General features: G+C 71.0%; 10 protein-coding genes. 5 read left to right on the top strand and 5 right to left on the bottom strand.

Annotation, left to right across the window (positions count from 1 at the left end):
- Nucleotides 1-100 precede the first annotated feature (100 nt).
- The 4 genes from RJT50_RS17880 to RJT50_RS17865 form a co-directional block, all read right to left on the bottom strand.
- Nucleotides 101-688, bottom strand: coding sequence for a metal-dependent hydrolase (locus RJT50_RS17880; RefSeq protein WP_313696272.1), 588 nt, complete (start codon nt 686-688; stop codon nt 101-103).
- Nucleotide 689: 1 nt separating this feature from the next.
- The gene (locus tag RJT50_RS17875; RefSeq protein WP_313696271.1) at nt 690-1,760 is read right to left on the bottom strand and encodes a DUF1616 domain-containing protein; all 1,071 of its coding nucleotides are present in this window, start codon (nt 1,758-1,760) and stop codon (nt 690-692) included.
- A gap of 300 nt (nt 1,761-2,060) precedes the next feature.
- Nucleotides 2,061-3,407, bottom strand: coding sequence for an MBL fold metallo-hydrolase (locus RJT50_RS17870; RefSeq protein ID WP_313696270.1), 1,347 nt, complete (start codon nt 3,405-3,407; stop codon nt 2,061-2,063).
- 136 nt (nt 3,408-3,543) lie between these two features.
- Complete coding sequence (locus RJT50_RS17865; RefSeq protein WP_313696269.1) at nt 3,544-5,991, bottom strand: PKD domain-containing protein; 2,448 nt, start codon at nt 5,989-5,991, stop codon at nt 3,544-3,546.
- A gap of 248 nt (nt 5,992-6,239) precedes the next feature.
- On the opposite strand from RJT50_RS17865, the gene RJT50_RS17860 reads away from it, so the two are divergent.
- The 4 genes from RJT50_RS17860 (at nt 6,240) to ddfA (ending at nt 10,856) form a co-directional block, all read left to right on the top strand.
- The gene (locus tag RJT50_RS17860; protein ID WP_313696268.1) at nt 6,240-7,721 is read left to right on the top strand and encodes a glycosyltransferase family 2 protein; all 1,482 of its coding nucleotides are present in this window, start codon (nt 6,240-6,242) and stop codon (nt 7,719-7,721) included.
- Between the two features lie 115 nt (nt 7,722-7,836).
- Nucleotides 7,837-9,189 (top strand): phosphoglucosamine mutase, encoded by a 1,353-nt coding sequence (glmM, locus tag RJT50_RS17855; protein WP_313696267.1) that lies wholly within the window; start codon nt 7,837-7,839, stop codon nt 9,187-9,189.
- A 116-nt stretch (nt 9,190-9,305) separates the two neighbouring features.
- Nucleotides 9,306-10,373 (top strand): bifunctional sugar-1-phosphate nucleotidylyltransferase/acetyltransferase, encoded by a 1,068-nt coding sequence (glmU, locus tag RJT50_RS17850; protein ID WP_313696266.1) that lies wholly within the window; start codon nt 9,306-9,308, stop codon nt 10,371-10,373.
- Between the two features lie 171 nt (nt 10,374-10,544).
- Nucleotides 10,545-10,856: a DdfA family disk-determining factor gene (gene ddfA, locus RJT50_RS17845; protein ID WP_313696265.1), complete on the top strand. Its 312-nt coding sequence runs from the start codon at nt 10,545-10,547 to the stop codon at nt 10,854-10,856.
- Between the two features lie 71 nt (nt 10,857-10,927).
- Here the strand turns inward: ddfA and RJT50_RS17840 are convergent, their stop codons facing one another.
- Nucleotides 10,928-11,506: a DUF7344 domain-containing protein gene (locus tag RJT50_RS17840; RefSeq protein ID WP_313696264.1), complete on the bottom strand. Its 579-nt coding sequence runs from the start codon at nt 11,504-11,506 to the stop codon at nt 10,928-10,930.
- A gap of 918 nt (nt 11,507-12,424) precedes the next feature.
- Here RJT50_RS17840 and glmS point away from each other — a divergent pair.
- Nucleotides 12,425-14,242, top strand: coding sequence for a glutamine--fructose-6-phosphate transaminase (isomerizing) (glmS, locus tag RJT50_RS17835; protein ID WP_313696263.1), 1,818 nt, complete (start codon nt 12,425-12,427; stop codon nt 14,240-14,242).
- Nucleotides 14,243-14,278 lie beyond the last annotated feature (36 nt).

Raw genomic sequence — 14,278 nt, 5'->3', positions numbered from 1 at the left:
GCTACATTGTTATGGAGAGCCTTTGGCCCGAAGGGCCGGGAACGAGCCGGCGTGCCGCGGCCCGCGGGTCGGAGCCGGCCGGGGCGCTCCCGGCCGCGGCTCACCGCCGGTCCGGGTTCGGAGTCCGGGTCACGGCGTCGATCACCGGCCGCACCCCGGGGAAGCCGTCCCAGATCCAGACCAGCACCGTCACGAGGACGAGCGTCCCCTCGAACAGGAGATACAGCGTCCCGCGGGGGGTGAGCAGGAAGGCGAGAAAGTCCATCACGAGCTCCTGGAGGTGCGGGAGCGCCTCGGGTGCCTCCGCGTCCCCGGCCGGCACGAGCGGCCAGAACAGGAAGCCGATCCTGAGGTCCTCGGCGACGACGAGCGGGTAGGCGACGTCGCCCGCGAGATGCGAGAAGTAGCCGAGCGCGAACGCCGGCGTGATCCGGGGGACGCGCGCGAGCAGGCCGGTGATGCCCACGAACACGGTCGCGGGCGTCGCGAACAGCAGCGAGTGGCCGAGCGACCGTCCCGCCGGGAGCACGCCCCACATCCACGCCAGCGGCTTGTCGATGATGTCGGGCATCTGGGTGGCGAGCACGAGCGCGATCACCGGGAGCGTCGCCGGGGCGCCCTGCCCGCGGAGCCGCGTGTAGCCCGAGTAGAGCAAGTAGCCCACGGCGAGGTGTTCCCACGGCCACATCTCAGGCAGCCCCGGCGACCCGCGGCTCCTGAACGGCGGCCGATTCGTTCCCGGCCGCGCCCCGGCCGACGTCGACCCAGAGGTAGAGGTGTTCGTCCGCGGGGGCGTCAGAGACCACGTCCGGCGCGTCGCCGGCGTAGAGGTAGTAGCTGAGCCGGAGATCCTCGCCGAGCATCGTCGGCTGGATCGTGTGCGGTTCGCGGGCGGTCTCGTTATCGCCGACGGTCGTCGAGAGCCGGGTGAGCTCCTGGCGCTCGACGACGCTGAAGTTCCCGCCGGAGCCGCGAACGCGCTCCAGCGTGACGACCGCCGTGTATCGCTGCGGGACGCCCTCCTGGTTCTCCACGGTCAACACCATCGAGGCCGACTCGCCGCCGTCGAACTCGGTGGTGAAGTTGCTGGCCACGAGCCGGTCGCCCTGGTCGGTCACGAGCGCGTAGTCGGTGTAACCGCCGCCGTCGGTCGGGGGCGCGGCGAGCCCGTACGCCAGCCCCGACAGCGCCGCCACGACCGCCACGAGCAGGACGGTGTTCACGAGCGCGTCCCGCCGCGAGGGGGCGCCGACGGTGCCGCGTCCCAGTTCCGACGCCCACCGGTGGACGGGGAGCCTGAGCCGTCCCTCGACCGGAAGCTGGAGCCTGCGTAGCGCGCCGACCACGGAGCCGAGCACCGTGACCGTCGCCAGGCTGACGGTGATGGGAACCGGCTCCATTGGAACCCGCGCGACCGCGAGCAGCACGGCGAGCAGCGGCAACAGTGCGAGGCTCGCGGCGAAGGAGACGGCCGCGCGCTCTCCCCAGGGGAGCCCCTCCCGGTCGAGCAGGGCCGACCGGTCGTTCACCGCCCCGCCCGTCGAGGCGTCGGTCGGCCGTCCGGGGTACAGCACCGCGAGGATCGCGTAGCCCGGCAGGAACACGAGCAGCGGGAGCGAGACGACGACGCGGAGCGGGCCGGCGAACAGCGACGGCCCGGAGATCACGAGCCCCGTCACGGCCGCGGCGTAGAGCACGACGAGGGGCACGTCGGCCGGGAACCGCCGGGTCGCCGCCTCGGTGGCGCTGTGGGTGGTCATCGGTCCCGGCCCCCGCGTCCGCGCCGACGCGGGCCGTCGCTCCGCCGGACGCGCCCCGCGCCCGGTCCGCGGTCGGCGAGTCGCCGACACGCGACCGTCGCTGGGGGTGTCGCCCCCCCGCGTCGGGAGCCTCCCTGTCGGCCACACGAACCCTCGGGTCCCGTCGAACACATCATCGAGTCGGGTTGGTGGAGTAGTGACGCGGACATTGTTATAGGCAGGATACACGGGGGAGCGTGGGGGGTCGCGGCGGGACGGTGGCGTGTCGTCCCGCCGGCCGAACGGGGTCGACGGTGCCGGTCAGGCGTGCAGGAAGCTCATCGAGTAGTAGAGCGGCCGCTCGTAGACGTCGGGCTCCTTCTCGAAGCCGATGTGCGAGCCGATCTGGGCGTTGTTGAAGTGGGCGTACTGGGGCCCCCTGAGGATGCGGTAGAGCAGGCGGGGATCCACGTTCATCCGGACGTAGTCCTCGACCTGCCTGGCCTCGCGCTCGGAAACGATCTCCCAGCCCTCGCCAGCCATCGAGAGCGAGGCGACCCGGTCGTCGACGAGTTCGAGGAGGACGGTCGTGTCGCTCTCCCAGTTGATGTCGCGCCGCTTCGCGTCGAAGTGCTCGTAGGCCTGGTCGAGCACCTCCTCGAACTCGGAGACGGTGGGCATCTCGTCGCTCTCGTGCGGGAACGAGACCGTCGAGAGCTCGTCCTGGATGTACTGGATCTTCTCCGTCGGATCGACCGGCGTGTACGGGGCGGACTGCTCGCCGGTCTTCACGTCGACCCACTCGTCGCTGTTGACCAGCACCGGTTCGGTGTGGTCCGGCTCGACGGTGTCGCTCGTCGAGAAGTGCTCGTACGCCTCCTGTCGGCTGGGCGAGGCGACGTACTGGTTGAGGTGCGTGAGCGACCCCGAGAGCGTGTAGCTCCCCGCGAACGGCATGACGTGTTTCGGTTCGAGGACGTTGATGAACCCCTCGGCGTCCCGGTACATCTCCTCGATGACCTCCTCGCGGGCCTCGCGCTTCTCCTCGGGCGTGTAGTCGTCCATGCACTGCGGGTAGAAGTTCGCCGCCGAGTACTGCATGAGCAGCATGTCGATCTCGCCGTACTGCTCGTTCACCGTCATGCAGGCCTGCTCGGAGAGCGGCCAGCGGCAGTCGTTGGCGTTGACCAGCACCGACTCGCCGTCGTCGAAGACGCCCATCGAGTCGATCTGGGTCGAGCCGTCGGTGGTCCGGTCGGACGCGCCCTCCATCCACCAGCCGCAGCCGAAGTAGCTGCCACAGACCTCAGGGTCGCAGTTGTCGGCCCCGAGGACGTTGATGTGGAGGTCGCCCTTCAGGTGGGTGCGCTCGGCGTGCGGGAGTTCGACCGTCTCGAAGCCGAGGCGCTCGATGTTCTGCTTGAGGAAGTCGGTCGCGTAGTCGTGGATGAGCACCGGCGTGTCGGTGTCGAGCCGCTCCATCGTCTCCCGGTGGAAGTGGTCCGGGTGGATGTGGGAGACGTAGATGTAGTCGACGTCGACGTCCTCGGGTTCGATCGCCGGCGGCGGGTAGTGGACCCAGGAGCCGTAGAACGCTCCGTCGAGCAGCCACGGGTCACACAGGACGGACGTGTCCCCGTCCTCGACGATCACGGTCGACGACTTCACGTGTCGAACTCGCATGAGCGACGGTGGTGGGGAGACGACCTTTGTTAATGTGCGTCAACACGTCGCAGTCCCGCCGTTTGGCACACCCTTCCGAACGGGAACGCGGGTTACCCGGGGGCGAATCGGCCGGATCGGATCAGCGTTCCCGGCGGCCGACGGCGAGCGCGAGCGCCACGAGCAGCGCGAGCAGCCCCTCGAGCGCCGTGAACCCGGGCGTCGTGGTCGCGGTCGAGTCGGTGGACGGGGGCGTCGGGTCGGCGGTGTCGACCACGGTGAGGGTCACGTTCCGCCCCGCGACGCTCGCGGTGTAGGTGCCGGGCGCGCTGATCCGTCTCGTGAACGAGACGGTGCGCGTCTCGCCCGGTTCGACCGAGACGGTCTCCACGGCCACGACCTCGTCGAACAGCTCCAGTTCGACCTCCATCGAGCCGGCGGCGTGGCCGGCGTTGCGGACGGTGGCGTCGAGGCGGACCCGCTCGCCCTCGGTGACCGAGTCCGTGTCGGTCGTGAGCGCCATCACCCGGAGGTCCGGTTCGGCCGGGCGCACCTCGACCGCGACCGGCGCGACGTCGCCGACCGCGACGGTCGCCGTGCCGGCCTCGTCGAAGCGGTGGGAGAAGCTGACGGTCGTGTTCTCGCCGGGGCCGACCTCGACCGTCTGGTTGGCCAGCGTCGTCCCGTTCACCGCGAACGCGACGGTCGTGTTGCCCGAGGCGTTGCCGGCGTTGGCCACCGGGAGCGAGAACGTCGCCGTCCCGCCCGCGACCAGTTCGGTCGCGGTGGCGTTCAGCGCGCCGACCTCGAAGGCGGGCTGTGGGTCGGGCTCCTCGGCCTCGCTCGCCCCGCCGCCGCCACCGCCTCCACCACCGCCACCTCCGCCGGCGGGCGGCGCGCCGCCGCCGCTGCTCGGGGGGCTGCCGCCGCCGCTCGGCGGCGCTCCACCGCCGCCGCCGTCGCCGTCACCGCTCCCGTCACCGTCGTCGCCATCGGTACCGTTTCCGTCGTCACCGTCCTCGCTCTCGTTGCCGGTGCCCTCGTCGGGGTCGGTGACGGTGACCTCCCTCGAGGCGGTGTCGTTCGACCGCCCGTCCGCGACCGTGAGCGTCACCGTGTAGTTACCGGGTCGTTCGTACGCGTGCGCGACCGTCTCGCCGGTCGCGGTCGCGTCGTCGCCGAACGCCCACTCGTACGTCTCGATGCCGCCGTCGTCGGTGGCGTTCGCGGCGTCGAACGTCGCGGTCTCGTTCACCGTCACCGAGTCGGGGGCCGAGAACGCGGCTGTCGGCGGCTCGTCGGTCACGGCGACCTCGACGGATGCGGAGGCGTTCTCGCCGTCGCCGCCGACGACGGTGACGGTCGCGTCGTAGGTCCCGTTCTCCGCGTACGCGTGCTCGATCGTCGCGTTCGTGGTGGTTCTGTCCACCACCCCGTCGCCGTCGACGTCCCACTCGTACGTCCCGATGTCGCCGTCGGCGGCGGCGGACGCCGAGGCGTTCAGGGTGACGGTCTCGTTCAGCGCGGCCGCGGCGGGGGACGCGGTCAGATCGGCGGTCGGCGGCGTGTTTCCGACGAGCACCTGCGTCGTCGCCGTGTCGTTGTTCCCGTACGTGTCGAACGCCGTGACCGAGACCGAGCGGGGTCCGGACTCGTTGAACGCGTGCGCGGCGGTCGCGTCCGTGGTGGTCTCGTCGGTCTCGCCGTCGCCGTCGAAGTCCCACTCGTAGCCGGCGACGTTGCCGTCGGCGTCGACGGTGCCGGCCGCGTCGAACGTGACCGACTCGTTCACTGCGGGGGAGTCGGGGTTCTCGATCGTCGCGTCGGGGGCGGACCCGGACCAGCAGGGGCTACCGTGGACGTAGACGGACCGGTCGAGCGCAAGTTCCGCGACCGTGCTGCCGCCCTCCTCCTTCAGTTTCCAGGCGTCCACCCGGAACTCGGGGGAGCCGGATCTTCCCCAATCGCCCCAGTGATCTGCCTCCTCGTTGTACGCCGGGTCGATGGTGATGGTGTCGAACCCCTCGCTCTCCAGCCCCCGGAAGGCCGCCCCATCGGTTCGGTTCTCGGCGTACTTCCAGTCGATGTCCGCGGTCGGATCGCCGTCAGCGTACTCGAAGTCGTCGTCCTGGGGCTCACCGTTCGGCTTCGTGTACTGGTCGTCCTGCACGGCCAGTTCCGCGTCCGCGGGGAGCCCGGAGAGCTCCCACGTGATGGTGGTCCCGCCGTCCTCGTCGCCCGTGCGGTCGTGGACGACGACGAGGCTCGTCCCCTCGGAGCCCTCGTACACGAACATCGAGGAGACGCTCGTCTCCTGGTACTCCGTGGTCCCGAAGGAGCTGTAGGTGCTCGACGACGGCTCGGTTTCCGGGTTCCGGTAGTCGTAGAAGTCGATCACGTCCTGGTTGCCGCTCACCGGCGTGACGTCGTAGCAGTTCGTGCCCTGTGCGACCGCGACGCTGCCGTCGTAGTTCGCCGCGGCGGTCCCGACGAACAGCACGAGGCCCGGCACGGCGGTCACTGCGCTGGTCACGACGACGACCGCGAGCGTGAACGCGGCGGTCCGCTCGGCGGCGCGGTTCCCGGTCATTGCGTTTCCGGTCCCGGACGCGAGGCTTTGTTATGGAGCGGCTGTGGCCCGCAGGCGGCCAGTTTCGCCGCGATCGGTCCCCGTCGCGGACGGGTCGAGTCGTATCGGCCTTCGGTCAGGTAATCTCGGCCTGTTTACCCTGCGGCTGACGTCCGCCAGCGGCCGAGGCGACGCGACAGGAGACGGGTAACAAAACCGTTCGTGGGCGTACGCTGGCACGACCTGCCGGGCACAGCCCCGGCGAGATCATGTACCGAGGACACACCGTCGGGGTCGTCATCCCGGCATACAACGAGGAGGGACTCGTCGGCCGAACCCTCGAGGGCGTGCCGTCGTTCGTCGACCGGGTGTACGTCGTCGACGACGGCTCCACTGACGGCACCCTGGCCGAGATCCGCGAGACGGCGAGCCGTCTCAACGAGGCGTTCGAGCCGGCGCCGGACGGGCCGCGCCGGTTCACGCGGCGCGTCGTGCCCATCGAGCACGAGGAGAACCGCGGCGTCGGCGGGGCGATAAAGACCGGCTACCGGCACGCCCGCGAGGACGGCATGGCGGTGACGACCGTGATGGGCGGGGACGACCAGATGGAGCCGGAGATGCTCGACGCGCTGCTCGACCCCATCGTCGAGGGGCGGGCCGACTACACCAAGGGGAACCGGTTCCTGAACCGGACCGACCGGGACGAGATGCCGGCGTTCCGCTTCGTCGGCAACGCCGTCCTCTCGGGGCTGACGAAGATGGCCAGCGGCTACTGGACGACCGGCGACCCCCAGAGCGGCTACACCGCCATCTCGCTGGAGGCGCTCGAACGGGCCGACATCGACGGGATGTACGAGTTCTACGGCTACTGCAACGACCTGCTCGTCAAACTCAACGTCGCCGGGCTCCGGGTACTCGACGTCCCGCGGCCCGTGACGTACGGCGAGGAGGAGAGCCACATCGACTACTCGACGTACATCCCGAAGGTGTCGGGGATGCTCCTCCGAAACTTCCTCTGGCGCATGCGGACGAAGTACCTCCTGTTCGACTTCCACCCGCTCGTGTTCGCCTACGCGGTCGGCGCGCTGGCGACGCTCGCCGGGGGCCTCGGCGTGGTCGCCGGGGCGGCCGCGCTCGCGGGCGCGACGGTTCCGGGGCTCGCCGGCGGCGGGGCGGCGGCCGCGCTCGGCTCGTCGCTTCTGGTCGGGTTGCTGGGCGTGCTCTCGACCCTGTGGGCGATGACGCTCGACATGGACGCGAACGCGGCGTTGAACGGCGCGGACCGGCGAACCGGCGGCACGCGCCGCGGTCGCCGGGCCGACCGGACGGGCCGGGACGCGGTCGGGCCCGTCGACGCCGACGCGGCGGTCGTCAGTCGTCGCGGGGCGCGAGACGAGGCCGCCGGAGGCGCCGACGTCTCTCCCGTGCGCTCGGGGCCGCCCGGCCTCCGCAGCCCGTCGAACGACGAGGACGGGGCGGACGGTCGACTCGCCGGCGACCCCGCGGTCAACGGTCACGGGCGAGCGGCGGACCACGGCCGAGCGGTCGAGGAGCCCCGCGGCGCCGATGCGGACGCCGCCGCTCGGGACGCCGGCACCGGCGAGGTCGATCCCGCCGACGTCGGCATCGGCGAGGTCGGCGAGCCCGGTGCAAGTGACGCCAACGGCGCCGGAGCTGCGGACCTCGGCGGGACCGGTTCGGGTGCCGCCAACAGTTCCGCCGGTGGCGACGACGCCGAGACAGACACGTAGCCACCACACGAGCGGAACGGGTGCGGTTCCGGCCCGAAACGCGACGTCGCGACCGACGACGAGGGCGTCGGAGTATAAGCAGTATAACTATTGTCCGGCTGGGACAGCACCACCCATGTTCGGCACCAGCGGAATCAGGGGCGAGGTCGGGTCCGAGGTCACCGCGTCCACGGCGCTCGACGTGGGGCGCGCGGTGGCCTCGGCCGGCAGGGACCGGGTCGTGGTCGGGCGCGATCCGCGGGACAGCGGTCGGATGCTCGCGGACGCGCTCGTCGCGGGGCTCACCGAGTGCGGGGCCGACGTCGTCCGCCTCGGCGAGGTGTCGACGCCGACGGTCGTCCGCGGCGTCGGCTGGTACGACGCCGACGCGGGCGTGACCGTCACGGCCTCGCACAACCCGCCGGCCGACAACGGGCTCAAACTCTGGGACGAGCAGGGCTCGGCGTACGTGGGTCCCCAGCAGGACGCGATCGCGGAACGGATCCGGTCCGGCGAGTTCGACCGCGCCGACTGGGACGGCGTCGGCGCCGTCGAGACCGCCGAGGACGCGGTCGAGCGCCACGTCGACGCGCTCGTGGAGGCGGGCGCGCCGCTCGAGGGGCTCTCGGTCGTCGTCGACCCCGGCAACGGCAGCGGACGGCTGACCGCGGCCGCGCTCGACCGGCTCGGCGCGGACGTGGAGACGCTCAACGCCCAACCGGACGGCTCGTTCCCGGCCCGGCCGAGCGAGCCGACCGCGGAGCACTGCCGGTCGCTCCGCCAGTTCGTCGGGGCCATCGACGCCGACCTGGGCATCGCTCACGACGGCGACGCCGACCGGATGCTCGCGGTCACGGAAACGGGCGAGTTCGTGGCGGGCGACGCGCTGCTCGCGCTGTTCGCGCGCGACGCGGTCGAGCCGGGCGAGCGCATCGCCGCGCCGATCAACACCAGCATGGCCGTCCGGCGGGCGCTCCAGGACGTCGGCGCGTCGCTCACGCTCACGGCCGTCGGCGACGGGCACGTCGCGGAGCGCGCCCGCGAGCGCTCGGTCGCGTTCGGCGGCGAGCCGAGCGGCGCGTGGATCTGGCCCGACGCCGTCCCCGCGCCCGACGGACCGCTGGCGGCCGTGCGGCTCGCCTCGATGGTCGCCGAGCGCGGCCCGCTGGCCGAGCAGCTCTCGACCGTGGAGTCGACGCCGCTCCGCCGCGAGAGCGTCTCCATCGAGCGAAACGACGAAGTCGTCGCCGCGGTGAGCGAGACGATCCGGGACCGCTACGACGCCGTCACCGACATCGACGGCGTTCGCGTCGACGTGACCGACGGCTGGTTCCTGGTTCGCGCGAGCGGCACCCAGCCGCTGGTCCGCATCACCGCCGAGTCCGAGGACGCCGACCGGACGACCGAGCTGTTCGAGCAGGCCCGCGAGCACGTCGGCGACGCGATCGAGGAGCTCGACGCGGGGCCGGCGGGCAGACCCGAGGCGTAAGCCGGCCGGCGTCGGGACTCAGTCCCTGGTTTTCGTCCCGGCAGGAGCCGTTCCCGAGATTCCGTCGGGATAGCCGTCGCATTACAAGGGTCCCGTCGTCCGTTGCCAGTCGGCGTATGCAGGCTGTCATCCTCGCCGCGGGAATGGGGACCCGGATGCGCCCCCTCTCGACGGTGACGCCCAAGCCGATGCTCCCCGTCGCCAACCGCCCGCTGGCCGCCCACGCCGCCGAGGCGGCCGTGGCGGGCGGCGCCGACGGCCTCGTGTTCGTCGTCGGCTACAAGGCCTCACACGTCCGCTCGTACTTCGGCGACACGTACGCGGGCGTGCCGGTCCACTACGCCAACCAGCCCGTCCCCGAGGGCACCGCCGACGCGGTCGACGCCGCGCGGCCGTACCTCGAGGGCCCGTTCGCGGTGCTGAACGGCGACAACCTCTACGATCCGGCGTCCGTCGCCGCGCTGTTCGACCGTGGTCCCGCGGTCGCGGCCCACCGGGTCGAGAACCCGAGCGAGTACGGCGTGCTCTCGACCGACGGCGACCGCGTCACCGACGTCGTCGAGAAGCCCGCGGACCCGCCCACGAACCTGGCGAACGCCGGGGCGTACGTGTTCCCCGCGGCCGCCCGCGACTGGCTCGACGTCGGCCAGAGCGAGCGCGGCGAACACGAGATCACGGACGTGCTCGCGCGCGCCGTCGACCGGACGGACGTCTCGGTCGTCGAGACCGACCGCTGGCTCGACGTGGCCCGTCCCGCCGACCTGCTCGCGGCGAACGAACTCGCGCTCGCGGACCTGTCCGGCGGACTCGACGGGACGTGCTCGCCGGAGGCGTCGGTCTCCGGGGCCGTGACGCTCGCCGAGGGAGCCGAGGTGGCGGGCGGCGCGACGCTCTCGGGGCCCGTACTGGTCGGGGCGAACGCGACCGTCGCGCGCGACGCCGCGCTCCACGGACCGGTCGTCGTCGGCGCGGGGGCGACCGTGGGGTCCGGGGCGGAGCTCGGGAACGCCGTGTTGCTCCCCGGCGCGACCGTCGAACGTGACGTCCACCTCAGGGACGCGGTGCTCGCGCCGGGCTGCGGGCTCGCGCCGGGGACCGACGTCGGGGGCGACCGCGGGGCGAGTTCCCCGGAGCCCGCGGCGCTGGTCGCCGCCTCGCCCACCGCCGGCGGCCTGCCGTACTGAGCCGGGCGACCGGACGCAGTCCGTCGGTCGGCGGCCGGCCTCCATACCCGCCCGAGGCACCCACGATATCTCGTTAGTTTAAAGTACAGCAGATACTCACTACGGGTCGTACATCAGCATGTTAGCAGAATTATTCCCTGTTACCAGCCTGCAATTTTGGAGGGATCTCCGATGACCGTGACCGATCCCGACCTCGCCGTGGACCGGGGACCAAACGCGATGGACGTCGCACACCGGAGCCGGATCGACCTCGGGGACGAGTCGGTCGCCGAGGCGGTCGTCACCGCCGTCGCGGCGACGCTCGACAAGGATCCGATGACGGTGGAACCGCTGAACAGCGCGGTCGACCCAGACGCGCTGAACGCGCTGTTCGGCGACCGCATGAACGGACGGAGCCGCGGCCTGGACGGCGGCGTCTTCTTCAAACTCGACGGCTGCGGCGTCACGGTTCACAGCGACGGTCAAGTCGTCGTCCGGGAGTAACGGAGCCCCGGACGGTTTCTCCCCCCCTGATCGGCTATCGGAGCGGAACGATGTGGTGGCCGACCCGGTCTCTACGTCCCTTCCGAGAAGTACGTCACTGCGGGCACCCCGACCAGTACCGCGAACACGATGAGTTCGGGGAGCATCGGCGTGCCCGCGAACTGGGCCGAGACGAACGCAAGCCCGCCGACGACCGAGAACATCGTGTACTGTCGCAACCGCGCGTTGTCCTCGACCCCCGAGTCGGAGTCGAGATACTGATACAGCGTGTCCGCGCTCCGCCCGAGTTCGACGATGCCGCGGTCCTGGTTGAACGCGACCGCGTCCGCGTCGTCCATCTTGGGGAGGTGACACTGGTAGAGGCCGATGTACACGCGCTTGCGCTGCTGGGCGTTCAGCTCGGCCGGCGTGATGTCGTTCTCGTGTGCGGCGATGTGCTCGGCGAGTTCGCCGATCGTGACGGCCCCCTCCGCGTCCCGGAGGTACGCCAGGACCAGCCGTCTGCGCTCGTTTTTCAACACCTCGAAGATGATGTCGAGGGGGAGGTCCCGTGCTCGCTGTTCGGTCGCTTCCTCCGCGCTCTCCTCCTCTGGGGAGGAACTATCCGCTGAGCCGACGCGTTCGGGGGTCGTCGGCTCACTACTGTTCATCTGTCTCTGGGTTCCGGCTTTCGATGACATGGTTCGTTCCACGAGTCCGCTCCGGCGTCCACGGTCCGCTCGATTCGATGGGGCGTCCGAGACGTCCACCCCGGCACTCCGTTTTCCCACCCGTCGTGTTTCGGGCAGCTACAATGTCTGTACGCACATTACTTATACGTAATGCTGTATTTATGCAACTCACTGGCAGCGGTTCTTTATCGGTTCGTGTCGACGGCCTCGCCTCGGGGACGAAACCGCTGGATCCCGCGCAGGTCGACCGATTCGCTCGTTCGGAGGGACGGTAGGTCATTGCTTCCCCGGTCGCGCGCCAGCGTCTCGCCCGGCTCGGTGCCGGTCCCCGGATTGGCGTCCGGCCCGACGGCGCCGGCGGCGGCACACGTCGAGACGGGCCGGGTGACGGACCGCGACCGCGTCCCACTCCTCGAACGACTCGGCGACCCGATCTGGCTCGGCGGCGACACGCGACGGGTCGTCGGCACCCGCGCGCGCCGACGGTGCCCGAGCCGCCGACCGCCGGATCCGGCCCGATCGGGTGCGTGGTGGGCGGAATCGACGGCGCGAACCGCTCGTCCGCGCCGTCTCCCGCCCAGCGGATGACTAACATGTGACGTCCGTCTCGGGGCTAGCTAACCCCTTTGTTATCAGTTCGCTACCGCTCGGTTTCGGCCGTTTTGCCGGTATCAGTCCACGATACGGCCGCCGCGACGCGCGACGGGCTGGACGTGACTAACCCGACGGAGACGGCCCACAGCGCACGAATAACAATGGAGCGAACGGGTCATTCCCCATCGTCAACGCGGATGGCGCGCCCATCCGGGAGCCACCAATGAGAGGACCCCTATCGGCGGCACCACCGTCACAATCACTCGTACAGGCGCACGACCGGTCTCGAGAGGGAGCCACCCGATGTGTGGGATAACCGCCTGCGTCGCCGAGGGCGACGTCGTCGACGAGTTACTCACCGGGCTGGCGAACCTCGAGTACCGCGGCTACGACTCCAGCGGCATCGCGGTCCCCCGCGGCGAAGCGGACGTCAGCGTCCTGAAGCGCTCGGGCGAGATCGACGCCCTCCGTGAGGCGGTCGCGGAGACGGTCCCGGCCGGCTCCATCGGCATCGGCCACACCCGCTGGAGCACCCACGGCCCGCCGACCGACGAGAACGCCCACCCGCACACCGACTGCACGGGCACGGTCTCGGTCGTCCACAACGGGATCATCGAGAACCACGAGACGCTCCGCGAGGAACTGCGCCAGCGCGGCCACGAGTTCACCAGCGACACGGACACCGAGGTCATCCCCCACCTCATCGAGGAGGGGCTCGACGACGGTCGGTCGACCGACGAGGCGTTCCGGCGCGCCGTCGACCGCCTCGAGGGCAGCTTCGCCGTCGTGACGCTGTGTGGCGGCGAGGGATCGCTGTACGCGACGCGGCGCGGCTCGCCGCTCGTGCTCGGACTCGACGACGACCGGCAGTTCCTCGCCAGCGACGTCCCGTCGTTCCTGGAGTACACCGACCGCGTGGTCCACCTGGAGGACGGCGACGTCGTCGAGGTCGGCCCGGCCGGCTACCGCGTCACCGACACCGACGGCGACCGGCTACCGCGCGAGCCGACCAGCGTCGACTGGCAGCCGGAGGACGCCGAGCGCGACGGCTACGAGCACTACATGCTCAAGGAGATCAACGAGCAGCCCCAGGCGCTCGATCGGACCGTCCGCGGCCGCATCGAGGACGACGGCGGCGTCTCGCTGTCGTCGTTCCCGCCGGGGTCGTTCGACGGGGTGAGCGACGTCCAGTTCGTCGCCTGTGGCACCTCCTACCACGCGGCCCTGTACGCGAGAGAACACCTCGTCGAGAGCGGCGTCCGCGCACACGCGTTCCGCGCCGGCGAGTACGCCACGACGCCCACACCCGTCACCGAGGACACGCTCGTGGTCGCGGTCACACAGAGCGGGGAGACGGCCGACACGCTCCAGTCGATCCGCCACGCGCGCGACGAGGGCGCCCGGACGCTCGCGGTCACGAACGTCGTCGGCTCCACCGCCGCCCGGACGTGCGACGACGCGCTGTTCATCCGCGCCGGACCGGAGATCGGCGTCGCCGCGACGAAGACGTTCTCCTCGCAGGTGACCGCGCTGTCGCTGCTCGGCGAACGGCTCGTCGAGGACCTGACCGGCTCGCCCAGCGAGGACCGGGCCGAACGCGCCGCCGCGTTCCGGCGGCTCCCGAGCGACCTCACGCGGGTCCTCGAGGACTCGACGGTGGCCGACCTCGCCGACCGGTACCGCGACCGCGACGCGTACTTCTTCATCGGTCGGGGGGTCGGCCACCCGGTTGCGCTGGAAGGTGCACTTAAGTTCAAAGAGATAACATACGAGCACGCTGAGGGGTTCGGCTCGGCTGAGCTGAAGCACGGACCGCTGGCGCTCGTCACCGAGGAGACGCCCGTCGTCGCCGTCTTCGACGGGCGACACGAGGAAAAGGCGCTGGCGAACGTCGAGGAGGTGCGGGCGCGCGGCGCGCCGGTCATCGCCATCGCCGGCGAGGGGTCACGGAAGGTCCGCGAGCTGGCCGACGAGTTCCTCCCGGTGCCCGACACGCACCCGGACGCGCTCGGCGTGCTGGCGAACGTGCAGCTCCAGCTCGTGTCGTATCACGTCGCCGACCTCCTCGGGCGGTCCATCGACAAACCCCGAAACCTGGCAAAGAGTGTCACGGTGGAATGAACCGGCGGGACCGAGGGGGGTATGCAATCAGCGCGG

Origin of the sequence: Halobaculum sp. XH14 (assembly GCF_032116555.1) — an archaeon.
Classification (GTDB): domain Archaea; phylum Halobacteriota; class Halobacteria; order Halobacteriales; family Haloferacaceae; genus Halorarum; species Halorarum halobium.
Note: the sequence above shows the minus strand (reverse complement) of the source record. Positions and strands in the feature narration are given on the sequence as shown.